This window comes from Kitasatospora sp. NBC_01302 (assembly GCF_035976515.1).
Classification (GTDB): domain Bacteria; phylum Actinomycetota; class Actinomycetes; order Streptomycetales; family Streptomycetaceae; genus Kitasatospora.
This window is the reverse complement of the sequence record NZ_CP108404.1, coordinates 2,041,992-2,063,421: the sequence shown is the minus strand read 5'-3', so window position 1 is coordinate 2,063,421 and position 21,430 is coordinate 2,041,992. Positions and strand designations below refer to the sequence as shown.

19 protein-coding genes are annotated in these 21,430 nt (G+C 72.5%); 3 read left to right on the top strand and 16 right to left on the bottom strand.

Annotated features, from left to right (window positions below):
- Positions 1–45: 45 nt before the first annotated feature.
- A complete protein-coding gene (locus OG294_RS08320) occupies positions 46–594 on the top strand; it encodes a GNAT family N-acetyltransferase (RefSeq protein WP_327065782.1) in 549 nt (182 codons plus the stop codon).
- Positions 595–607: 13 nt separating this feature from the next.
- Here the strand turns inward: OG294_RS08320 and OG294_RS08315 are convergent, their stop codons facing one another.
- Positions 608–1,561 (bottom strand): AEC family transporter, encoded by a 954-nt coding sequence (locus tag OG294_RS08315; RefSeq protein WP_327065781.1) that lies wholly within the window; start codon positions 1,559–1,561, stop codon positions 608–610.
- Between the two features lie 333 nt (positions 1,562–1,894).
- On the opposite strand from OG294_RS08315, the gene OG294_RS08310 reads away from it, so the two are divergent.
- Entirely contained in the window at positions 1,895–4,045 is a 2,151-nt protein-coding gene (locus OG294_RS08310) for a hypothetical protein (protein ID WP_327065780.1), read from the top strand.
- A 97-nt stretch (positions 4,046–4,142) separates the two neighbouring features.
- On the opposite strand, the gene OG294_RS08305 is transcribed toward OG294_RS08310, so the two are convergent.
- The 4 genes from OG294_RS08305 to OG294_RS08290 form a co-directional block, all read right to left on the bottom strand.
- A complete protein-coding gene (locus OG294_RS08305) occupies positions 4,143–5,531 on the bottom strand; it encodes a S53 family peptidase (protein ID WP_327065779.1) in 1,389 nt (462 codons plus the stop codon).
- Between the two features lie 388 nt (positions 5,532–5,919).
- A complete protein-coding gene (fabG, locus tag OG294_RS08300) occupies positions 5,920–6,678 on the bottom strand; it encodes a 3-oxoacyl-ACP reductase FabG (RefSeq protein WP_327065778.1) in 759 nt (252 codons plus the stop codon).
- A gap of 14 nt (positions 6,679–6,692) precedes the next feature.
- Complete coding sequence (locus OG294_RS08295) at positions 6,693–7,880, bottom strand: thiolase family protein (RefSeq protein ID WP_327065777.1); 1,188 nt, start codon at positions 7,878–7,880, stop codon at positions 6,693–6,695.
- A gap of 21 nt (positions 7,881–7,901) precedes the next feature.
- Positions 7,902–9,050, bottom strand: coding sequence for an acyl-CoA dehydrogenase family protein (locus tag OG294_RS08290; protein ID WP_327065776.1), 1,149 nt, complete (start codon positions 9,048–9,050; stop codon positions 7,902–7,904).
- 134 nt (positions 9,051–9,184) lie between these two features.
- On the opposite strand from OG294_RS08290, the gene OG294_RS08285 reads away from it, so the two are divergent.
- The gene (locus tag OG294_RS08285) at positions 9,185–9,817 is read left to right on the top strand and encodes a TetR/AcrR family transcriptional regulator (protein WP_327065775.1); all 633 of its coding nucleotides are present in this window, start codon (positions 9,185–9,187) and stop codon (positions 9,815–9,817) included.
- Between the two features lie 66 nt (positions 9,818–9,883).
- Here OG294_RS08285 and OG294_RS08280 read toward each other — a convergent pair whose 3' ends face one another.
- The 11 genes from OG294_RS08280 to OG294_RS08235 form a co-directional block, all read right to left on the bottom strand.
- Positions 9,884–10,993: a nitric oxide synthase oxygenase gene (locus OG294_RS08280; RefSeq protein ID WP_327071474.1), complete on the bottom strand. Its 1,110-nt coding sequence runs from the start codon at positions 10,991–10,993 to the stop codon at positions 9,884–9,886.
- Between the two features lie 376 nt (positions 10,994–11,369).
- Positions 11,370–12,170, bottom strand: coding sequence for a TIGR03084 family metal-binding protein (locus OG294_RS08275; RefSeq protein ID WP_327065774.1), 801 nt, complete (start codon positions 12,168–12,170; stop codon positions 11,370–11,372).
- 36 nt (positions 12,171–12,206) lie between these two features.
- Positions 12,207–12,863 (bottom strand): AMP-binding enzyme, encoded by a 657-nt coding sequence (locus OG294_RS41065; RefSeq protein ID WP_442789123.1) that lies wholly within the window; start codon positions 12,861–12,863, stop codon positions 12,207–12,209.
- On the bottom strand, positions 12,751–13,740 hold the full coding sequence (locus OG294_RS41060) for an AMP-binding protein (protein WP_442789122.1): 990 nt from the start codon (positions 13,738–13,740) through the stop codon (positions 12,751–12,753). The genes OG294_RS41065 and OG294_RS41060 overlap by 113 nt, the downstream gene beginning before the upstream one ends.
- Positions 13,741–13,795: 55 nt before the next feature.
- Positions 13,796–14,431: a hypothetical protein gene (locus tag OG294_RS08265; RefSeq protein WP_327065773.1), complete on the bottom strand. Its 636-nt coding sequence runs from the start codon at positions 14,429–14,431 to the stop codon at positions 13,796–13,798.
- A 457-nt stretch (positions 14,432–14,888) separates the two neighbouring features.
- On the bottom strand, positions 14,889–15,317 hold the full coding sequence (locus OG294_RS08260; protein WP_327065772.1) for a hypothetical protein: 429 nt from the start codon (positions 15,315–15,317) through the stop codon (positions 14,889–14,891).
- Between the two features lie 324 nt (positions 15,318–15,641).
- Positions 15,642–16,568 (bottom strand): MerR family transcriptional regulator, encoded by a 927-nt coding sequence (locus tag OG294_RS08255; RefSeq protein WP_327065771.1) that lies wholly within the window; start codon positions 16,566–16,568, stop codon positions 15,642–15,644.
- A 154-nt stretch (positions 16,569–16,722) separates the two neighbouring features.
- Complete coding sequence (locus OG294_RS08250) at positions 16,723–18,057, bottom strand: ALF repeat-containing protein (RefSeq protein WP_327065770.1); 1,335 nt, start codon at positions 18,055–18,057, stop codon at positions 16,723–16,725.
- Positions 18,058–18,112: 55 nt separating this feature from the next.
- On the bottom strand, positions 18,113–18,493 hold the full coding sequence (locus OG294_RS08245) for a YybH family protein (protein WP_327065769.1): 381 nt from the start codon (positions 18,491–18,493) through the stop codon (positions 18,113–18,115).
- Positions 18,494–18,663: 170 nt separating this feature from the next.
- Positions 18,664–19,527, bottom strand: a complete 864-nt coding sequence (locus OG294_RS08240; RefSeq protein WP_327065768.1) for a class II glutamine amidotransferase — start codon at positions 19,525–19,527, stop codon at positions 18,664–18,666.
- A 210-nt stretch (positions 19,528–19,737) separates the two neighbouring features.
- The gene (locus tag OG294_RS08235) at positions 19,738–21,012 is read right to left on the bottom strand and encodes a phosphatase PAP2 family protein (protein ID WP_327065767.1); all 1,275 of its coding nucleotides are present in this window, start codon (positions 21,010–21,012) and stop codon (positions 19,738–19,740) included.
- Positions 21,013–21,430 lie beyond the last annotated feature (418 nt).

Genomic DNA, 21,430 nt, shown 5'->3' with positions numbered 1-21,430 from the left:
CTCCCGTGTGGACTGTGCCGTTGAGGCGAAGGAGAGGTGGGATCCTTGCTGCTCCGCGACGTTGAACCGGGTGATCTGGACGCCTATGTCCGGATGCGCTGCGATCCGGCGATGATGACCGAACTCGGGGGCCCGCTACCGCGCGAGGCGATGCCGGACAAGGTGCGCCGGGACGTGGCACGGGTGCTGGCGGACCATCAGTGGATCAAGATGATCGTCCCCGACGAGTCCCGGCCGGCGGTGGTCGCCGGAACGGTGACGCTCTGGGCGCACGCCGGCGGTGCGGACCGTGGTGCGGACGGTGGTGCGGAGGCGCGCGAGGGCGTGGCGGCGCACACGGCGGCGCGCTCGGAGATCGGGTGGATGGTCCTGCCGGAGTTCCAACGGCAGGGGCTGGGCAAGCGCGCGGTGCGCGAGCTGCTCGCCCGCGCCCGCGCCGACGGCCGGTGGGGGACGGTCAGCGCGTTCCCGGCCCGCGGCAACGCCGCGTCGAACGCCATCTGTCGCGCCCTGGGCTTCCACCTGGTCGGCGAGGAGCGCAGCGACTTCGCCGGCCGCGTCCTGCTGACCAACCACTGGACGATCGCGACCTGACCACGGGCGGGGCTCAGTGCATGGTCGGGGCGAGGGTCCAGTCGATCGCGGAGAGGGTGAGCATCGACAGCAGCGTCGACCAGAGCACCGAGTTGCGCGGCAGCGCGGTGTTCAGGCCGTACTCGCGGGCGTAGATGAAGACGTTCTGCGCGGTCGGCAGCGCCGAGCAGATCACCACGGCGAGCAGTTGGTGCGGGGTCAGGTGCAGCAGCAGGCTGCCGACGGCGAACGCGACCAGCGGCTGCACCAGGTTCTTGGTGACCACCGAGAGGCCCACCTCGGCGCGCAGCGAGCCGTCCGCCGAGGCCGGGCGGGCGTGCAGCGACATGCCGAGCGTGACCAGCGCGGTCGGTACCGCCGCGCCGCCGAGCAGGTCGCAGGAGTGGCCCAGCGCGCCGGGCAGGTGCAGGCCGGTGGCGGAGCTGAGCACCCCGAGCGCGGAGGCCAGGATGATCGGGTTGCGCAGCGGCAGCCGCAGCAGCCGGCCCAGCCGTTCGGCCCGGGTGCCCTCGGTGCTGGTCCCGGCGTCCAGCGCGCCCAGGATGATCGGCGTCACCAGCAGGACCTGGAAGAGCAGCACCGGGCCGACGAACGACGCGTCACCGAGCACCTGGACCGCCACCGGGATGCCCAGGTTGGCCGAGTTGACGTAGCCGGCCGCCATGCCGCTGATCGCCTGCTCGGCGGGACGGCGGCCGAACAGGAAGCGCGCGCCGGCCCAGCCGAGCAGCGAGGCGACCAGCGTGCCGGCCGCGAAGGCGAGCATCGAGGCGTTGGCGAAGGTGCGCAGCGGCGCCTTGGCGAGCATGGTGAACAGGGCGGCGGGCATCGCGACATGGAAGACGAACCGGCCGAGCACCGCCTCGGCCTGTTCGCCGAGCAGACCGGTGCGGCTGACCAGGTAGCCGACGGCGGTCAGCGTCCAGATCGGCACGAAGCTGGCGAGCAGGGGTTGCAGGGTGTGCATGGCTCGCTCCTCGGCTGGCGGCATGGCTGGCGGCGCGGCCGGCGGACTGGCTGGCGGCTTGGCACCGCACAGTCAACCAGGCCACCGGAAGCGGCCGTTCCGTGCCCCCGTCCCCGCGCCCGCGCCCGCGTACCGACCGGTAGGTACCACCGGGTCGGCCCGGCACCCGGGCGCGGCACCCGGTGCCGCCGGTGCCAGGGCCTGTCCGGCGACGCACCCGGCCTGGAATGCGAGGTCGCAGACCCCGTATGGTGGCGCGAAAGGGGGAGCGGTGTGCCAGCCGCGACCCGTGGACCGAGATCGCCCAGGGTGGCGGGCGGGTGGTGACCGGCGGTGGCGGACAGTGCATCGATCCCCGGAGCTGCGGTGCCGCCGCCCGACCGGCCGGCGGGCGGGTGGCCCGGCGCCGTCGGCCAGCGGCCCGCCGGCGGGTACGACCCGGAGCGCACCGCGCCGATCCCCGCGCCGGTGATCGAGGACGCGGTCCCCTCGCCGTACCGGACCCCGCCCGGTGCCCCGGCCAGCGCCCACGCCGACATCTGGTCCGGCGTCGCCCCCGCGCCGGTCGACCTGGCCCCGACCGCCGTCCTGCCGCCGATCGAGGACGCCGCGGCGTCCTCGTACCGCCGGGGCGGGTCGGAAGGCACGGCCGTGCTGCGCGCGGTGGTGCCGAGCCCGGCCACGGCGGTGCTGCGCGCGGTGGTGCCGCCCGCCGCCCAGAGCGGTGACGCCCAGGCGCCCGCCGAGTCCGCGCCCGCCCCCGCCGCCGCGCCGGACCTCGCTGACGAGCCGCCGGCCTCCTCCGGCTGGACCGGTACCTTCACGCTGCCGCCGCAGGGCGCCGCAGCCCCCGGCGCGGGTCCGGGCTCCTGGGTCGGCGGCGGCCTGCGGGGCCGCATCCTCGCGGTCGAGGGCGGTTACGGCAGCGCGGGCCGGCGCGGCTGGGGGCGCGGTGGCGCGGGAGCGTCGCAGGTGCTCTCCGCGATGCTCGCGGCCGTCGCCCCGCAGACCCTGCTCGCGGCCGAGTCGGTCGACGCCGTCCACCTGCCCGCCGCCAGCGACCCGCAGACCGTCCTCGCCCACCTGCGCGCCGCCTCCCGGCACCCGGGACCGCTGCTGGTCCACCTCGGCGGCCACCTGGTGGCGGACAAGCGCGGCGCCGGGCTGTACCTGACGCTGCGTGACTCGAAGACCGGCACGATCCGCCAGGACGGGCTGGCCTGGTCGGCGATCGCCAGTGAGCTGCGGGCCCGGCCCGCCGAGTGGGACACGCTGGTGCTCGCGGACCTGAGCGCCGAGCAGAGCGCCTGGCCGCTGCTCCAGGGCGGCAGCACGGGACCGTTCACCGAGGGGCTGCCGCTGTGGGCGGTGGTCGGGCCGGACCCGGAGCAGATCGGCACCTTCACCCGCGCGCTGATCGAGGCGCTGCACGGTGGCCGCCCGGGAGCCGGACCGCTGCTCACACCGGAGCAGCTGCGGGCCCAGGTGCACTCGGTGCTCCGCCCGGACGTGCTGATCTTCGCCTCGTACGGCCAGGAGCGCCCGGTCTTCCGGAACACCGCGCGTCAACTCGCCGGCGAGGCCCAGCCGCAGGCCGCCCCGGCGGTCGGCGGACCTGCCGTCGCCGCCGTCGCCGCGACGGTGCCGCTGCCGCGTCCCGCCGCGAACCGCGGACCGGTCTCGCTGGCCAAGCCGGGCGTGCCGCCGACGGTGCGGCCGATCCACCTGGTCACGCTGCTCAAGGCCGATGCGTGGACGGCCCCCGAGGCGGCGGTGGCCGAGCCCGCGCAGGCGCCGGTGGCGCCCGACCCGGCCGAGGCCGTGACCGAGCCACTGCCGCGCCCGTCGGCGGCCGGCGCCCCCGACGCACAGCCGGACGCAGCCGCACCCGTACCCGCGCCCGCAGCCGCCCCCGTCGAGGCGACCCCCGTCGCCCCGGCCCCCACCGAGGCCGTACCCGAACCTGCGGCCGCCGCCCCCGCCGCCGCGCCGGAACCCGCCCCCGCCACCGCGCCGGAACCCGTGCCGCCGCCGGACGACTACCGCGAGGCGATCGGCCTGATCGTCCGCACCGCCGACGCCGGCGAGCACGAGCGGGCCGCCGACCTCGCCCTGACCCTGGAGGGGCAGGCGGTCACCGCCCACGGCGCGATCTCCGCACCGGTGCTGATGGTGCGTCAGGTCAGGGCGCACGTCGCCAGGCTGTCGGGCGACCCGGCGACGGCCTCGGAGCTCTACCGGCAGGTGGCGCTGGTGCTGCTGGCCGCCGAGGGGCCGCAGGATCCGGAGGCCCAGCGCGTGGCGACCAACGCCGAGGCCTGCTGGCGGGCCGTCCAGGACCCGCGGCGGGCGGTGCAACTCGGCCCGCTCATGCTGGAGTTGCGGGCCCAGCTGCCCGGCGAGGACGGCCGCAAGCTGCGCTCCTCGGAGCGCTACCTGGCGAAGCTCGAAGCAGCGGCCCGGGCGATGACGGGTCCGAGCTGACGCACGCACGACCACAAGCACCCGGGTGGGGCACTCACGAACGAGTGCCCCACCCGGGTGCGTTGCGGCGTGCCGCGGATCGGCGTCAGCCCGGTGCTCAGTGCCCCGCGAGCGTGCGCACGAAGCGGTTGGCGTCGATCGTGCCGAGGCCGGAGGCCAGGTCGTAGCCCTGGGTGGCCTGGTAGCCCGTCACGTTGTTCCAGCCGTTGTCACCGGTGGTGACGTCCTGGAGGCCGCTCCACTGCGAGGGCAGCAGCGACATGCCGTACAGGCGCCAGTTGATCTGGCCCAGGCGGTAGCCGGCGCGCTGGTCGGCGAGCGCGACGATGCCGGAGAAGATCGGCGAGGCCTCGCTGGTGCCACCGGTGAGGTGCCAGCCGACCGCCTTCGGGTCGTAGGACTCGTAGGTCCAGGCCGAGCCGTCGACGGCGGCGCTCATGCTGATGTCGGGGGTGCCGCGGTGGTCGCCGACCACGTTGGCCACGCCCGCCTGGTACCACGGGCGGTCGAAGACGGCGGAGGTGCCGCCGCCGCCCGCACCGTACGCGTCGTGCCAGACCTTGTCCGGCGCGGTGCGGTTGCCGTTGTTGTCCAGGGTCAGCTCGGTGCCGCCGACCGAGGTCACCAGCGGGTCCGAGGACGGCCAGGAGTTGACCTTGTGGGTGTAGAGGTTGTTGTTCAGGTCGTCGTCGGTGACCCCGTTGTCGCCGGAGGAGGCGAGCACGGTGACGTTGTGCGCGGCCGCCTCCTTGAAGGCGTAGCGCAGGTCGGTGAGCGACTTGTAGTCACCCTTGTCGAAGCCGGGGAAGGTGTCCTCGGTCGCGCCGAAGCTCTGCGTGATGACGTCGCCCTTGCCCTGCTTGATCAGCGACTGCTCGGCGGACATCATCTCGGGCAGGCCGGTGACGCCCTCGGTCTCCGAGACACCGGTCTCGACCAGCACGATGTGCGCCCCGGGGGCGATCGCGTGGGCGTACTCGACGTCCAGCGTGGTCTCGCCGGCCCAGCTGGTGTGGTCCGGGTTGTTCGCGTCGAAGGGCGGCACGTTGCCCCACTTGACGACCTCGACGTTGGTGTCGGGGATGCCCCACTGCTTGTCGAAGGTCTCCAGGTCGTGCTGGATGGTCGGCGAGCCGAAGGAGTCCACGATGACGATCGTGCGGCCCTTGCCGGTGGTGCCGTCGGCGTACAGCGGGTTGAGGTCGTACGCGGCGCGGTACTGCAGCGGCGAGTAGCAGTGGATGCCGATCTGCGTGACGCAGTCACTGGTGCTCAGCGGCGCGGTGCGGGCCTTCGAGTCCTGGTGGCCCTCGGACGCGGGGTGCAGCTTGAACGCGACCTTGGCGGGGGCGTCGGCTGCGAGGGCCGTGCCGCTCTGCACGGTGACCATGCCGGTCGTCAGGGCGGTGGCCCCGACGGCGAGCAGCGCGAGGGCGCGGGTGGTCGTGGAGCGTCGGGGGCCCGCGGTGGCGGGGGAGGTGCCCATGGGACTCCTTGGGATGGGGAGGGGAGTTGCCGAGACGCGGGCTCGGCCCGGACATCCCATCGTGTGGAGAGCTGATGAATCTATAGTCATTTTGGACTCTTGACATTCATCGTGAACATGCCGAACAGTTCCGCGAATAACCGCGGGATTAGCCCGATCGGCGCAGGCCAGGGCGGTGGCCCGCGCTCGGACGGTTCGTCAAGTGCCGGTCAAGAGAAGACGATGACGGTGGCCCGGCGGCTCAGCTCCAGAGCGCGCGCACCGCTCGACATGTCGCGCTCCCCTCGTCCGGCCCGCGGTGGGCCGCGGTGGTGACAAGCGGTCCGGCCGCGTGATCATTCCCGCGGCCGGACCCGGCTCCGATCAGCCCTACCGCGCCCCGACCGCCTTACCGCGCCCCGCCGTTGACGTACAGCGTCTGCCCGCTGACGTAGGAGGCCTCCTCGCTGGCCAGGAACGCGACCACCGCGGCGATCTCCTCCGGCCGCCCCGGCCGGCGCAGCGGGGTGCGCGCCGACACCTCGGCCTGGTGCTCCTCGGGGCTGGCGCCGACCCGCTCGGCGGTCGCCTCCGTCATCGCGGTCACGACGTAGCCGGGGGCGACCGCGTTGACGTTGATGTTGAACGGGCCCAGCTCGATGGCCAGCGTGGCGGTCAGGCCCTGGATGCCGGCCTTGGCGGCGGCGTAGTTGGCCTGGCCCCGGTTGCCGAGCGCGGAGCGGGAGCTGAGCGAGACGATCTTGCCGTACTTCTGCGCCACCAGGTACTTCTGCGCGACGTGGCTGCAGTTGTAGGCGCTGGTCAGGTTGACCGTCAGCACCGCGTCCCAGTCGGCCTTGGGCATCTTGAAGAAGAGGTTGTCCCGGGTGATCCCGGCGTTGTTGACCAGGATGTGCAGGCCGCCCAGCTCCTCGACGACGCGGGCGAAGGTGTGCTCCACCGCGTCGTAGTCGCTGACGTCGCAGCCGTACGCGTGCGCCGTGCCGCCCTTGGCGGTGATCGCGTCCGCGGTCTGCCGGGCGCGCTCGGCGGTCAGGTCGACCACCGCGACCGTGGCGCCCTCCTCGGCCAGCAACTGGGCGGTGGCGGCGCCGATCCCCTGGGCGGCGCCGGTGACCACGGCGACCTTGCCGGTGAAACGTGACATCTGTGCAGGCTCCTTCAGTTCTTCTCGATCAGGACGGCGGTGCCCTGGCCCACGCCGACGCACATGGTGGCCAGGCCCCGCCGGGCGCCGGTGCGGCGCATCCGGTGCAGCAGGGTGGTCAGGATCCGGGCGCCCGAGCCGCCCAGCGGGTGGCCGAGCGCGATCGCGCCGCCGGTGGGGTTGACCAGCTCCGGGTCCAGTCCCAACTGGTCGACGCAGGCCAGCGCCTGGGCGGCGAAGGCCTCGTTCAGCTCGGCCTCCTCCAGGTCCCCGACGCGCCAGCCGAGCCGGTCGAGCGCCTTGCGGGTGGCCGGCACCGGGCCGATGCCCATCACGTCCGGGCCCACCCCGGCCGAGGCCCCGGCGGCGTAGCGGCCCAGCGGCTCCAGGTCGAGCTCGCCCAGCGCCTGCTCGCTCACCAGCAGCAGCGCCGCCGCACCGTCGTTCATCGGGGAGGCGTTGCCGGCGGTCACCGTGCCGCCGGGGCGGAAGGCGGGCTTGAGCTTGGCCAGCCGCTCCAGGCTGGTGTCCTCCCGGATGCCCTCGTCCTGGGTGACCGTCACCCCGTCCGGGCGCAGCACCGGCAGCAGCTCGGCGTCGAAGTGGCCGTCCTTGCGGGCGGCCGCGGCGCGCTGGTGGCTGCGCAGCGCGAAGGCGTCCTGCCGCTCGCGCCCGATGCCGTACCGGCTTGCCACCTCCTCGGCCGTCTCGCCCATGCCGAGCACCCCGTGCAGTTCGTGCATCAGCGGGTTGGTCAGTCGCCAGCCGAGCCGGGTGTCGAAGGTCTGCATGCTGTGCGGCAGCGCCTCGTCGGGGCGGGGCAGCACGAACGGCGCCCGGCTCATCGACTCGCAGCCGCCGGCCACCACGACGTCCGCCTCGCCCGCGGCGATCGTGCGGGCCGCCATGGTGACCGCCTCCAGGCCGGAGGCGCACAGCCGGTTGACGGTGGCGCCGGGCACGCTGTCGGGCAGCCCGGCGAGCAGCACGGCCATCCGGGCCGCGTTGCGGTTGTCCTCGCCGGCCTGGTTGGCGGCGCCCCAGTAGACGTCGTCGATCCGGGCCGGGCCGAGCGCGGGGACGTCGGCCAGCAGGCCGCGCAGCACGGCGGCCGACAGGTCGTCCGGACGGACGGTGGACAGGGCGCCGCGCAGCCGGCCGATCGGGCTGCGGCGGGCGGCGGCGAAGTAGACGGGACGCACCTCGGTGGGCTCCTCTCCTGATCAGAACGCGTTGACGCCGGTCAGCGACCGGCCGATGAGCAGCTTGTGGATCTGGCTGGTGCCCTCGTAGAGGGTCATCACGCGCGCGTCGCGCACCAGCTTGCTGACCGGGTACTCGTCGATGAAGCCGTAACCGCCGAAGACCTGCAGCGCGTTGTTGGCGGCGCGCACCGCGGCCTCACTGGCGAAGAGCTTGGCGACCGAGGACTCGGTGGCGAACGGCAGCCCGCGTTCGATGTGGTCGGCGACCCGCCAGGTGAGCAGGCGGGCGGCGTCCAGGTCGACCGAGATGTCCGAGATCAGCTCTTGGACCAGCTGGTAGGAGGCGATCGGCTTGCCGAACTGCTCGCGCTCCGTCGCGTAGCGCACGGCGGCGTCCAGGGCGGCCTGGATGATGCCGACGCAGCCGGCCGCCACCGACATCCGGCCCTTGGCGAGCGCGGCCATCGCGACCGTGAAGCCCTTGCCCTCGGGGCCGAGCCGGGCGCTGTCGGGCACCCGGACCCCGTCGAAGGAGAGCTCGGCGGTGGCCTGGCCCCGCAGGCCGAGCTTGCCGTGGATCTCCCGGCGGGTGAGACCGGGGGTGTCGGTGGGGACCAGGAAGGCGCTGATGCCCTGGTGGCCCGGTCCGCCGGTGCGGGCGAAGACGAGCGCGACCTCGGCCCAGCTGCCGTTGGTGATGAACATCTTGGCGCCGCTGATCAGCCAGTCACCGCCCTCGCGCACCGCCTTGGTGGTGAGGTTGGCGGCGTCCGAGCCGGTGCCGGGCTCGGTGAGCGCGAAGCAGCCCAGCGCCTCGCCGGAGCAGAGCCGCGGCAGCCAGTGGCGCTTCTGCTCCTCGGAGCCGTAGCTGTTGATCGACTTGGCGACCAGGCCGAGCGAGACCGAGACGATCCCGCGCACCGCGGAGTCGCCGCGCCCCAGTTCCTCCAGCACCAGGCAGTACGCCAGGTGGTCGCCGCCGCTGCCGCCGTGGCTCTCGGGGATGGTCAGGCCGAGGAAGCCGAGCTTGCCCAGCTTGCCGACGATCGCGCGGTCGACCGACTCGGCGCGGTCCCAGTCCGCGCAGTACGGGGCGATCTCGCGCTCGGTGAACTCGGCGGCGAGCGCGCGGACCGCGGCCTGTTCCTCGGAGAGTTCCAGGTTCACTGTGGCCCGTCCTCGTAAACTAGCGCTGCAAGTTTTTTCGGACTCTAGCCCGCCCGGCCCCGGTCTGGGAAGGGTGCCCTGCGAGAATGGCCCGACCCGCCGCCCGCCCTGCCCCGTTCGGAGGACATCCGCCCATGGCCCGGCCCCGCACCCCGCTGCTCAGTCGCGGGCGGATCGTGGCGGCCGCGCTCGCCGTGGTGGACGCCGACGGCCTGGAGGCGCTCTCCACCCGCCGGCTGGCCACCGAGCTGTCGGTCAGCGGTCCCTCGCTCTACAACCACTTCGCCACCAAGGACGAGCTGCTCGACGCTGTGGTGGACAGCGTGATGGGCGAGGTGGACCTGGGCATGTTCGCCACCGGCGCCGACTGGCGCACCGCGCTGCGCGACTGGGCCCGCTCCTACCGGGCCGCGCTCGCCGCCCACCCGCACGTGGTCCCGGTGCTCGCCCAGGGGCCGGGGCGGCGGCCGAACGCGCTGCGGCTGGCCGACGCGGTCTTCGGCTGCCTGGTGGAGGCGGGCTGGCCGCGCGGCCAGGCCACCCGGATCGGCGCGCTGATGCGCTACTTCATCACTGGCTCGGCACTCGGCTCCTTCGCGGCCGGGTTCCCCGAGGACGAGCGGCTCTACGCGGACGACTACCCGCACCTGGGCGAGGCGCACCGGCTGGCCGAGCACCGGCGCGCGGTGGACGAAGGGGCCTTCGAGACGGGGCTCGCGGCGCTGCTGGACGGGCTGGCGCTGCGGTTCGACGAGCTGGAGCGGTGAGCCGACCGGCACTCACCGGTCGGCCCACCGGGGATCAGGCCCGGCTCACCAGGGATCAGGCCCGGCTCACCAGGGCTCGCGGGCCACGAACGCGGGCCGGGTGGCCGGGTCCACCGCGTCGTAGTAGCGGTGGTAGACCGGAGTCAGCCCGCCCGACACCGGCGGCACGATCCAGCTCCAGTCCGTCGGCGTCTCGCGCCCCAGCCGCTTCTCCTGCGCGATGTGCGTCAGGAACCGCTCCGACTCGGTGTGGTGGTCCGTCATCGTCACCCCCGCCTCCTGGTAGGAGTGCAGCACCGCCCGGTTGAGCTCGATCAGCGCCCGGTCCTTCCAGAGCGTGCGGGCGCTGGAGGTGTCCAGGCGCAGCCGCTCGGCGATCTCGGCGAGCATGTCGTAGCGATCGGCGTCGGCGAGGTTGCGGGCGCCTATCTCGGTACCCATGTACCAGCCGTTGAAGGGCGCGGCGGGGTAGCGGATGCCGCCGATCTCCAGGGTCTGGTCACTGATCGCGGGGACGGCGTACCAGCGCAGGCCGAGCTCGGCGAACCACGGGTGGTCGGGGTGGCTCAGCGGCACCTCCAGGGTGCTGTCGTCCGGCAGTTCGTACCACTGCGGCCGTTCGCCGGCCCGCTCCTGCACCAGCAGCGGCAGGATGTCGAACCGGCCCTCGCCCGGCTTCCAGCCCAGGTCGGCGGCCCTGGCCGCGAGCTGTCCGCCCGCCGGGTCCCCGGTCCAGCCGCCGTCACCGTCCGGGTAGCCGGCGTAGCGCACCAGCTGGGAGTTGACGATCCGGGCCGCCGGACGCCCGGGGCGGTCCGGCGCGAAGACGCTGATCACCGGGCGGACCCGGCCGCCGTTGGTGGCCACCCGCAGGTGCTCGAAGCACTCCTGGGCCAGCTCGTCGGCCGAGGAGACCTCGCGCAGGTCGCGCACCACCAGGCTGCGCCAGTAGAGCCGGCCGATGCAGCGCGCGGAGTTGCGCCAGGCCACCTTGGCGCCGAAGGCCAGCTCCTCGGGGGTGTGCCGGTAGGTGCCGGTGCGGGCGATCTCGTCCAGCACCTCGCGCTCCCGCTGCACCGGGCTGCCCGCGCCCGGCTGCTCGGCGTGGAACTGGCGCACGAACGCGGCGGCCTGGTCGGGGTCGGTGAAGGCGGGGGTGAACAGGCTCGGCGGCATCCGCCGGGCCTGCCCGGGGACGGTCTGTCCGGGGACGGTCTGCCCCGGGACGGTCCGTCCGGGGACGGCCTGCCCGGCGGCCGGTCCGCCCTGGCCCATGGGGCAGCCCGGCGCGAAAGCGGCCACCGGGTCGGTGTCGGGCTTACGGGTGCGTATCCGGCTGAAGATCACAGATGGCGTCCTTTCCGCCCTTATGGATAGCGGAAGGGGCAGCTCGGCGGTCGGTTGTGACCGAATCCCGCACAGATTCCTCCCGGGACACGCTAGGCTTCCTCCTCCTCGTGTGGATCTTGTGGAGGCCGACCGGCGTGCTGGTCGGCGGCCATGGCACGGCTTCTCCACAAGGTGTTTGCCCTGACGTCGATATGACGGAGAGTCAGCTCCGTTTGTGCGACTCCCGGCCCGCGCCGGGCGGTCCGGCGAAGACCTGCGCGATCGGGACCCACGCGGTCGCCACCGGTCCGGAGACCCGCAGCGCCAGATCGTCCGGGTGGCTCCGCTGGGTCACCAGCAGGCAGAAGTCCAGCGCCGGGCCGGCGATCCGGTCCGCCGCCTCGGCCGGGCCCCAGGACCACTCCTCGCCGCCCGGTCCGGTCAGCTCCACCCGCACCGGCTCGGTCGGCACCGCCAGCCCGTGCGCGGAGAAGGCGAAGCCCAGCGTGCGGACGCCCAGGTGCGCGATGTGCCGCAGCCGGGCGGTGGGCTTGCGCTCGGCACCCAGCGCCTGGGCCACGTCGTCACCGTGCGCCCAGGTCTCCATGATCCGCGCGGTGGCCATCGAGGGGGCCTTCATCGGCGGGCCGAACCAGGGCAGGCGGGTCTCCGGGGGCACCCCGGCCAGCGCCGCCAGCACCTCGCCGCGACCCTGCCGCCAGCGGTCCAGCAGCTCGGCCGGCGGCAGCGCGGCACCGGCGGCCGCGGCGTCGTCGACGATGCCCTCGAACTCCGAGGCCCCGGAGAGGAGTTCGGTGGCCGCCGGGTGGAAGGTGGCCGGGTCGCGCACCGAGCGCAGGCTCCAGTCGTCGGTCCAGGCCAGGTGGGCGATCTGATGGGCCACCGTCCAGCCCGGCGCGGGCGTCGGGGTGGACCACCGGTCGGCGGGCAGCCGGGCGACGAGCGCGTCCAGCTCCGCGCCCTCGTCCCGTAGGTCCGCCAACAGTGCGGCGACGTCCGTCATCTGCTCTCTCCCTCTCTCTCGATCCGTACCGGGGTGTCAGTTGACCGCATGCTCGCGCCCGGCCCAGTACGGCTCGCGCAGCACGAACTTCTGCAGCTTTCCGGTGCTGGTCCGCGGCAGGGTGTCGCGGAACTCCACCCGGGTCGGCGCCTTGTAGCCGGCCGCCCGGGCCTTGCAGTGCGCGATCAGGGTGGCCTGGTCGGCGGTCCGGCCCGGCTTCAGGACGACCAGCGCCAGGATCGTCTCGCCCCACTTCTCGTCCGGTATCCCGATCACCGCCACCTCGGCCACCGCGGGGTGGTCGTAGAGCACGTCCTCCACCTCGATCGAGCTGACGTTCTCGCCACCGGTGATGATCACGTCCTTCTTCCGGTCGGAGATGGTCAGGTAGCCGTCCCGCAGGGTGCCGCCGTCGCCGGTGTGGAACCAGTCGTCCCGCAGCGCGGCGGCGGTCTCGTCCGGGCGCTCCCAGTAGGAGTCGAGCACGGTGCTGGAACGCACCAGCACCTCGCCCTCCTCGTCCACCCGCACCCGGGTGCCGAGCGCCGGCGCACCGGCCCGGACCAGCTTCTCGGCCCGTTCACCGGGCGGCAGCTCGTCCCACTCGGCGCGCGAGCGGTTCACCGTGATGAGCGGGGAGGTCTCGGTCAGGCCGTAGATCTGCATGAACTCCCAGCCCAGCTCGCTCTCCACGCGCTGCACCACCGAGGTCGGCGGGGGAGCACCGGCCACGACCATCCGCACCCGGTCCCGGCCCGGCACCGGCCCGTCCCACGCTGCCGCGGCTATCCAGCACCGCGGCCACCACGGCGGGCGCCCCGCTCAGGAGGGTCACGCCGTGCCGTGCCACCCGGCGCAGGATCTCGGCGCCATCCACCTTGCGCAGCACGATGTGCCGGCCGCCGAGGCCGGTGACGCCGTAGGGCATGCCCCAACCGTTCGCGTGGAACATGGGCAACGTATGGAGGTACACGTCACGATCTGACACGCCGAAGTGTAGGGCCATCAGCGTGGCGTTCAGCCAGTTGTTCCGGTGCGTGAGCCGGACGCCCTTGGGGCGTGCGGTGGTTCCGCTGGTGAAGTTGATCGTCGCGGTGTCGTTCTCGTCGACGGCGTGGTGCACCGGCTCCTGGTCGAAGGCGTACAGCTCGGCATCGGTGGCGGCACCGATCACCCGGCGGTGGGCGCACTTCACCCCGGCCAGCGCCTCGTCCAGCTCCGGGTCCACCAGCAGCAGGCTCGCACCGCTCTGCTGGACGATGTAGTCGACCTCCTCCGCCTTCAGCCGGAAGTTGACCGGCACCAGGATCCGGCCGTAGCCGCTCACCCCGAAGAAGGAGGTGAGCAGCCGGGCCGAGTTCTGCGAGACGATCGCCACCCGCTCGCCCGGCCCGATCCCCAGCCGGTCCAGGCCGGCCGCCTGGGCCCGGGCCAGCTCGGCCATCCGGCGGTAGGTCACCTCGCCCCAGGAGGCGGCGGGCTGGTCGGGCTCGTCGACGATGCCGACCCGGTCGCCGTACACCAGCGCGGCCCGGTCGAGGAAGTCCATGACGGACAGTGCGGTCTGCATGACGCAACTGTGGCGTGAGTGATCGGTTGTGCGCCAGACCCAGTTGTCGGCGGTGTCAGCCTCGTGCGGCCACCTCCCGTTCCGCGGCGGCGCGCAGCACGGCCCACCGGGGGCGCCGGGCCTTGGGTCGCGCCTGGCGCCGGGCCTGGTGCCGGGCCTCCCAGCGCTCGCCCGCGGCGGCCACCCGGGCCTCGCGGGCGAGCGCGGCATCGTCCAGGGTGGTGACCTGGCGGGCCCGCCGCTTGATCCGGGCGCCGACGGCCTGCTCGAACCACGTGCGGGCCTGGTCCTGCTGGTGGTTGGTGAGCTGGTACTCCAGGCCCATGGTGGGGAACCGCCGGATGGGGTGGTTCAGCGCGGTCACCCGGGAGGCGCGCAGCCTGCCCCGTGGGCCGCACCAGTAGAGCGTGCCGAGCTCGACGCCCACCACGTCGGCGAGTGCTATTCGCCGGGTACGGAGGGTGTTGCGGAGCAGGATGGCCTCCTCGTCCGCGAACAGGTGCGCCCGTTCCATGCGCAGCGCCAGGGTGACCCCGGCGGCGAGCGTGCAGACGCCGCCGATCACCGCGACGAGCACGCTGTCGGGGCCCGCCACCAGGACCGCGGCAGGAGCGATGCCGGGCAGGAGGACGGCGCTCAGCGCGGCACCGTGCCGGGGCCCGGGCGACTGCTGGAGGTAGAGGGGCTCCATGTCAGGAGGTGAGGTCGGCGGCGTAGCTGGACCGCTGCCATGCGAATTGGCTCATGCCCATCCTCAACTATCGTTCATGATGGAGTGAATGAAGCCTTGTGAGTCGTGCTCCGGCAGAGCTACCGACTCGATTCGCTCCAGGATCGCTCGACAGCTTGCCAGGTGGGCCGGGGAGTTGAAGAGGTGGGAGCCGAGAGACGAGTCGGCTTGGACGGTGTCCAGCTCCGGCACTGCCTCCTCCACGTAGGCCAGGCGGTGGCGGTCATCGCCCGGCTACTGCTGGATCTGGCGGCAGAACTCACCGAGCGCACCGCCAGGGTGATCACGGCCGCTCGGGCGGTCAAGGCCGCCTGGCCCGCTCCGGCTGACAGTCGCAGAGATCCTGTCCAGCCTCCCGAGCAATCGAATCGGGGGCACCAGCCCGGAGACGGCCGACCAGCTCCTTCGCAGCAGACCCCTAGCAGGTCGGCCCGGAGTGGTAGCCGGACCACCAGTTGACGATCTGATTGTTGTTCTGGTCGAACTCGATGACCAGCTCGTCGACGCAGGTGCCGGTCCCGTTGATGCGCACCGGGCCGGCGTAGGTGGTGTAGTTCCCCTCGTCGAACCCGCCGTGGACTCCGCCCTGCGTGGTGATCGAGATCTCGGTGAGCGTCTTGACCCCCGCGTACTCGGACTTCACGAAGACCGAGCAGTTGTTGCTGCCGTCCCAGTAGTCGTAGACCCAGCCCGCCGCGTGGCCGCTCATGTCGGTCACCTCGTGGGACCAGACGAGGTTGCCCGCGCAGCCGTAGCTGTCGGCGGAGGCGCTCGGGGCCGCGATGACACCGCCCAGCATCGTGAGGCCGAGGACGGAGAGACCGGATATGAACCTGCGTGCGCGCATGGCGGGGTCCTTGCGATGGAGAGGGCCTGACGCGACATCAGGCGAGGGCGTCGGTGATCTTAGTGATGCCGGGACGTGTTGATCAACAAGCCGCGAACGTCGGATCACTCGCCGGGCTTCGTCATCCCGCCCAAGGGAGTTCGGCGTGGCGACACCTTGCGACGGCTGATCCTCCATCCGTCAGCGGTGCGCACGACGGTGTCGTCGTAGGTGACGGAACCGCAGGAACCGTCCGCCTTGGCACCTGCGAGCGGCCCGGCGCCGGTCGGTAGGTTGACCGGATCCGGGCACTGACCGACGTCGACCTCGACGCCGGTCCGTCCGTCAAACCCGCAGGGCCTGGACGAGCCAGGAGTACACCGGGATCAGGCCCGGCACCACCTGCCAGCCGTTGACGACCCAGACCAGCCGCCAGTACCGGTCCACCGCGGGATCGTGCGCCTCCTCGAACCGCGTGGCCAGCCAGTCCCGGAACTCCTTGTCGGGCGTCCGGGCGAACACCGTGGCGAAGCGCCGGACAAGGTCGTCGACGACGGGTGCGGCCCGGTCGCTGAGCGGGTCGATGCCGGACTCCACGGCGTCGGCCACCTGCTGACGGACGAAGGCAGTCAGCTCCTCGCCGACCTCGCTCTCGATGGCGGGCGGCTGACCGGCAGCCTGGCGCAGGGCCGCTCGGCGCATCCGGACCCGGAACCCGTCGTCGCCGACCAGCTCGGCGAGCTCCACCCAGGCGGCGACCTGCTCGCTGGACGGGTCGTCGGGGAGATGGGGAGTGGCAGCACGAACCATGGCCACCGCGGCCGGGTCGGCGTCCACCGTGCCGAAGGTGCCGTCCACGAAGTCGTCGATCAAAAGTCGGCGCTCCTCGTCGGACAACTGCGTGAGCCTGTGCATGAGCTTGGTCTCCTCGGGATCGGAACCGCGTCCGGCGACGACTCGCAGAACACTCCGACGCAGGCGCAGCGCCCGGATCTGGACGTCGATGGCGTCGGCGTGCGCGGCGGCGACTTCCGCCACCGAGAGCTCACGGTCCATGACCCGCTGGATCGTGGCCAGGTCGATGCCCAACTCACGCAGGGTGCGGAGGAGTTCCAGGCGAAGCAGTGCGTCGAGGTCGTAGCGCCGGTGCCCGGCGGGACTTCGGGTGGTCGGCGCGACCACCCCCGAATCGGAGTAGAACCGGATGGTCCGCACGGACAGGCCGGTCCGCCGGGACAGCTCCCCGATCGAGTAGAGGGTCGTCGCGTCCATGGCCCCCACTCTGCGGCCTCCACCCACTGGAGATTCAAGTCGGCTCCGCAGCTGGGCCCCCAGACGCCGGGCGCGAGCGGCGGCGGGCGAAGGGCGGGCCTGCGCCACCCCGCGCGGACGCGGTGGCGGCGCAGGCTGCTCGACCGGACCGCGCTCAGCTCTCGGCGGAGGAGGAGCGACGGCGTCCGGCGCGGGTCAGGGCCGCACCGGCGCCCAGGGTGACGACGGCACCGCCGACCAGCCACGGGAGTTCGGCGCCGCCGCCGGTGTAGGCGAGCCGCGCGTGACCGGCGACCGTGACCGGGGCGTCGTAGCCGTTCCCGGACCTGCCGGCGGCGGCCGTCGGCGTGGCGCCCATCGACTGGACGGCCTGCGGGCTCGTCGCCGCCACCGGCTTGACGCCGGTGTTCCCGGCAGGCGGCATCGTGCTCGGGTCGGCCGGCGTCGGCCGAACGACCGGGCCGCCGCCCGTGCTCGGGGACGGGCTCGGGGACGGCGTGTTCTTGGCCGCGTCCTTGGCAGCAGCCTCCTTCGCCGCCGCGTCCTTGGCAGCAGCGTCCTTGGCAGCAGCGTCCTTGGCCGCGGCATCCTGCTCGGCCACGTCCTTCGCGCGGGCCTCGAACTGACCCACCTCCAGGAACTGCTTGATGTCCTCGGCGCTGCCATCGATCGCGGCCCTGGCAGCCGCCTTCACGTTGGGCCCGCCGGCGCTGTAGATCTGGCTCACGCGGACCTGGTCGTCGATCAGGCGGGCCTTGAACTGGCCGACCTCGAGGAACTGCTTCACTGCCTCGGGCCCGCCGTCGAGCGCCGCCCGCCCCGCCTTCTGCACGCTGGGGCCGCCGACGCTGATGATCTGTGCGACGTGCACCCGGTCGTCCTCGCGACGGGCCTCGAACTGACCCACCTCCAGGAACCGCTTCACTGCCTCGGGCCCGCCGCGCAGCGCTTCCTTGGCCGCGTCCTTCACCACGGGGCCGCCGACCGCGAGGATCTGAACCACGCGCACGCGGTCGTCGATGTACCGGGCGTCGTACTGGCCGACCTCCAGGAAGCGCCGCACGTCCTGCGGCGTCCCGTCCATGGCCTTCTGTGCGGCCTCCCGGAGGCTCACGCCCGTGCTCTTGTCGGCCAGGATCCGCATGACCGCGACCCTGTCGTCGTCCTCGGCGGTCTTGTCCTTGGCGGCCTTGTCCTGGCCACCCTGCGCAGGGTCCGCGTCGGGCACCGAGGCGCCCGGTGCCTTGCCGCTGCCGGCGTCCGCGGCGCTCGCGTACGACGGGAGGAGGACGGCCGGCGCTATCGCGACGGAGGCGATGACCGCCGACACACGGGCCAACTTCATCAGATCAACCTGCTTCCTTGCCAATCCAAAATCGTCCTCCGATGATAAGTGACTCTTGATCTGTTCTTTACCGCAGCTTGGCGCCTGGCAGAACCTCGCCCGCAGGCTCGTCGCCAGCCCCGCTCCGGACTCGTTCGTAGGCATTCCATAACCAGTGAAAAGCGGACATACCGAGCCACCGGAAAGCTCCGGCACCGGCTCAGGCGGTGCCGAGCGGATTGAGCAGCGTGAAGCGCCAGCCGCCGTCGCCGGCCCGGCGGGCGATGTTGGCGGTGGTGCCGGTCGGGGCGATCCGCTCGCCGTCGGGGCCGTCGATCTCCATGGTCCAGTCGGTGACCAGCAGGGCGGTGTCCGCGCCGACCAGCGCATGCCGCGGGACGTTCGTCAGCCGGCCGCGCGCGGCGACGGTTCCGCCGATCTCCGCCCGCAGCGCCTCGGCGCCGGTGATGTGCTCGCCGGTGACCGTGCGCATGCCAGCGCCGGGAGCGAACAGCGCGAGCACGCCCTCGACGTCGCCGGCATTCAGGGCGTCCTGGAAAAGGGCCGGCAGCTTCGCGGGGTCGGTGACGACAGTGGGCATGGGGGAGTCCTTACTCGCGATCAACGGGAATGCGGGAATGCGGGAATGACGGCCGGTCAGTCCGGCGCCCCGACAAGGCGCCTGTGCTCCGGCCGTGACTCCACGATGCCCCGCGACCGCCCTCCGGACGAGGTGCGGCCGGGACTCGGAATGATCGAAAGTGGACAGCCTCACCCGCGCCGGGGCACGAACGGGAAGGTCTCGTCCTTCCCGTCCTCGATGATGCTGTAGCTGCTCTCGTCCACCGGTTGCCACTCCTCGGGCAGATCGGTGAGCGGCTCCGAGACCACCACGCGGGTCCGGTCGGAGACCAGGCGCAGGTTCGCGTTCTCGGGGTGCAGCGACTGCAGCGCCTCCATGCTCGTGCTGTAGAAGAGCGAAGGCGCGGGCGGCCTGCTCGCGTAGCGGAAGGCCCAGATCCGGACCCCGTCCGAGACGGCCACCGTCATCTGCACGGGATCGGGCACCCCGTGCCGCTCGGCGGTGGCCTCGACCAGCCCGACCATGCGTTCCACCGAGCCGGGCACGTCCTGCACCAGGCCGAAGGTGAGGGCGAGGTGGAACATGGTCTCGGTGTCGGTGGTGCCTTCGACCAGCGGGAAGAGCGCGGGGTCGATCGCGAGCATGAGGTCCCGCCGCAGCTCCGGGAACCGGCTGATCCCGCCGTTGTGCATCCACAGCCACCGGCCGTGCCGGAACGGGTGACAGTTGGTCTCCTGCACCGCGGCGCCCGGACTGCTCGCGCGGATGTGGGCGAAGAAGAGGCCGGAGCGGACGTGGGCGGACAGGTCCCGCAGGTTCCGGTCGCCCCAGGCCGGTTCGACGCCGCGGAACAGCGCGGGGGTCTCGTCGGCGTCGAGCGGGTCGTCGCTCGGCTCGGTGTACCAGCCGGTTCCGAAGCCGTCGCCGTTGGTCGTGCCGGCGTCGCCCCGCAGGCGGGAGTGCTGGCTCTGGTCGATCAGCGAGTGGGCGGGCTTGTAGAGGAGCTCTTCGAGCAGGATGGGTGTCCCGGTGTAGGCCAGCCATCGGCACATGGGTTCGTCACCACCTTGCCGGTGCGCAGCGCGCCCGGCGTCGACGCATGCCGTCCTCTTCCACCGTAGGGCGGTTCCCCCGAGGAGGCGCGTCCGGCGGCCCGACTTTCGCGCCGAGACCGGGCCGAGCGCCACCGAGCCGGCCCCGGCGGCCAGTTGGGAGGCGCTCGGCCCACAGCCCGATGCAGCACAATTCGAACCAGAACGACTTCAGACCAGTTCGAGCTGCCGCTCCGACCGCTGCGCCGGAACGGTCGCCTTCGGCTCCCAGCCCTTGGTGGTCCGGATGTAGCCGTAGATCATCGAGGTCATGGCCAGAATGAGGAGTGGTCCGAACCCCCACGGATTTTCGGCCATTGTCATCGACAGGTAGCGGTACGCCAGCAGCAGCGCGACGAAGACCGTTGCACCGTACGCGACCAGCCGCGTCGCCGACCGGTCCCAGCCCCGGGCGAGCGCCCGCAGTGCCCCCTCGACCGTGAGGGCGAACACCACGCCGGCCACGATGTCCGTGCCGTAGTGGTAGCCGAATCCCAGCGTCGCGGCGAGCGTGGCGAGCAGCCAGAACGCGCCCGCGTACCGCAGGACGCGCGGGCCCTTGCGGGAGTGGACGAAGATCGTGGTCGCCCAGGCGATGTGCAGGCTGGGCATGCAGTTGCGCGGGGTGAGCCCGTCGAACAGCATGTGGTGCGGGGCCTGGATCGGCGGCGGGGTGTGCGGCCACAGGTTGGCCAGCGCCCACTGCCCACCGTCGGCGCCGTAGACGAAGATCGGGCCGACCACCGGGAAGAGCATGTAGATGCCGGGTCCGAGCAGGCCTATCACCAGGAAGGTCCGCACCAGGTGGTGGCCCGGGAAGCGGCGCTCGACGGCGACGTTGCGCAACTGGTAGAGCGCGACCAGCCCGGCGGCCACCGGCAATTGGATGTAGACGTAGTTGAGGATGTCGCTGCCGATCGGGCCGGTGGCGTTGACGAGCCGGCCCATCAGCCACGACGGGCAACCGAGCGCGTGGTCGGCGAGGGCCACGTACTGGTCGAGCACCATCGGGCGGGTCTTCGCCGTGATGAGCAGCCAGGTGTCGCCGGTCTTCCGGCCGGCCACCAGCAGCAGGCCCAGCCCGACGCCCTTGAGCAGCAGGAGCCGTTCCCGGCCGGTGCGGCGCGTGAGGGCGATGACCGCGTAACCCAGCAGCACCCACAGCGCGCCGTTGCCGAAGTTCATCCTGGCGCCGGCCATCAGCCGCACCAGGCAGAAGACGACGTCGATGCCGACCGCGGCACCGAGTGCGACGAACCGTTGCCGCCAGGTGAGCACCACCATCATCAGCCCCAGGCTGGTGTACAGCAGCGGCCCCGACTTGGGGGCGAAGACGACCTCGCGCGCCTGGTTGGTGATCGGCCCCGGGACCCCGTAGTGGCGCGCGGTGATCTCCAGCGCGACGAGGAAGGCGAGGGTCACCACACCCGCCGTGGTCCACAACATCGCCCGTGGTTGGCGCCACGCGGCGGACAGAGCTCTGTAGTTGATCCGCGAAAACACTCGCGACGCTATAGATATCAATTTTGGCCGATTTGGTAGGTTGTCTTTAGATGGGTCACGATTCATACCGGGCGGCATGATCTTCCGGCGAGGGACGGGCGATTGGGGCGATCGGGGGCGGGGTGCCGGGATTTCTATCATGCTAACGGAGCGGTACCGAGGGGTTTCGCGCGCATGTCCTCAAGGCCCTCTCGCCAGGCGCCTCTCCTGCGGACCAGTGACCTAAGGCCCGTGGATACGTGACCTGAGGCCCATGACCCAAGCCCCACGATCTCCGGGCCCGTGATCAGCAAGATCCGGGGTCCTAGGACGGTCCAGGACCCTAGGGCCATCGAACGACCCCCGCCCAGCCCCGGGCCCG

Excerpts from the sequence above, each read along its gene's own strand:
- OG294_RS08255 (WP_327065771.1), bottom strand. The coding sequence starts at position 16,568 with ATGGACGCGACGACCCTCTACTCGATCGGGGAGCTGTCCCGGCGGACC.
- OG294_RS08305 (WP_327065779.1), bottom strand. The coding sequence starts at position 5,531 with ATGGGCACCTCCCCCGCCACCGCGGGCCCCCGACGCTCCACGACCACC.
- OG294_RS08250 (WP_327065770.1), bottom strand. The coding sequence starts at position 18,057 with ATGCCTACGAACGAGTCCGGAGCGGGGCTGGCGACGAGCCTGCGGGCG.
- OG294_RS08315 (WP_327065781.1), bottom strand. The coding sequence starts at position 1,561 with ATGCACACCCTGCAACCCCTGCTCGCCAGCTTCGTGCCGATCTGGACG.
- OG294_RS08265 (WP_327065773.1), bottom strand. The coding sequence starts at position 14,431 with ATGGAGCCCCTCTACCTCCAGCAGTCGCCCGGGCCCCGGCACGGTGCC.
- OG294_RS41060 (WP_442789122.1), bottom strand. The coding sequence starts at position 13,740 with ATGCAGACCGCACTGTCCGTCATGGACTTCCTCGACCGGGCCGCGCTG.
- OG294_RS08285 (WP_327065775.1), top strand. The coding sequence starts at position 9,185 with ATGGCCCGGCCCCGCACCCCGCTGCTCAGTCGCGGGCGGATCGTGGCG.
- OG294_RS08235 (WP_327065767.1), bottom strand. The coding sequence starts at position 21,012 with ATGTTGTGGACCACGGCGGGTGTGGTGACCCTCGCCTTCCTCGTCGCG.
- fabG (WP_327065778.1), bottom strand. The coding sequence starts at position 6,678 with ATGTCACGTTTCACCGGCAAGGTCGCCGTGGTCACCGGCGCCGCCCAG.
- OG294_RS08280 (WP_327071474.1), bottom strand. The coding sequence starts at position 10,993 with ATGCCGCCGAGCCTGTTCACCCCCGCCTTCACCGACCCCGACCAGGCC.
- OG294_RS08240 (WP_327065768.1), bottom strand. The coding sequence starts at position 19,527 with ATGTGCCGATGGCTGGCCTACACCGGGACACCCATCCTGCTCGAAGAG.
- OG294_RS08260 (WP_327065772.1), bottom strand. The coding sequence starts at position 15,317 with ATGCGCGCACGCAGGTTCATATCCGGTCTCTCCGTCCTCGGCCTCACG.
- OG294_RS08275 (WP_327065774.1), bottom strand. The coding sequence starts at position 12,170 with ATGACGGACGTCGCCGCACTGTTGGCGGACCTACGGGACGAGGGCGCG.
- OG294_RS08245 (WP_327065769.1), bottom strand. The coding sequence starts at position 18,493 with ATGCCCACTGTCGTCACCGACCCCGCGAAGCTGCCGGCCCTTTTCCAG.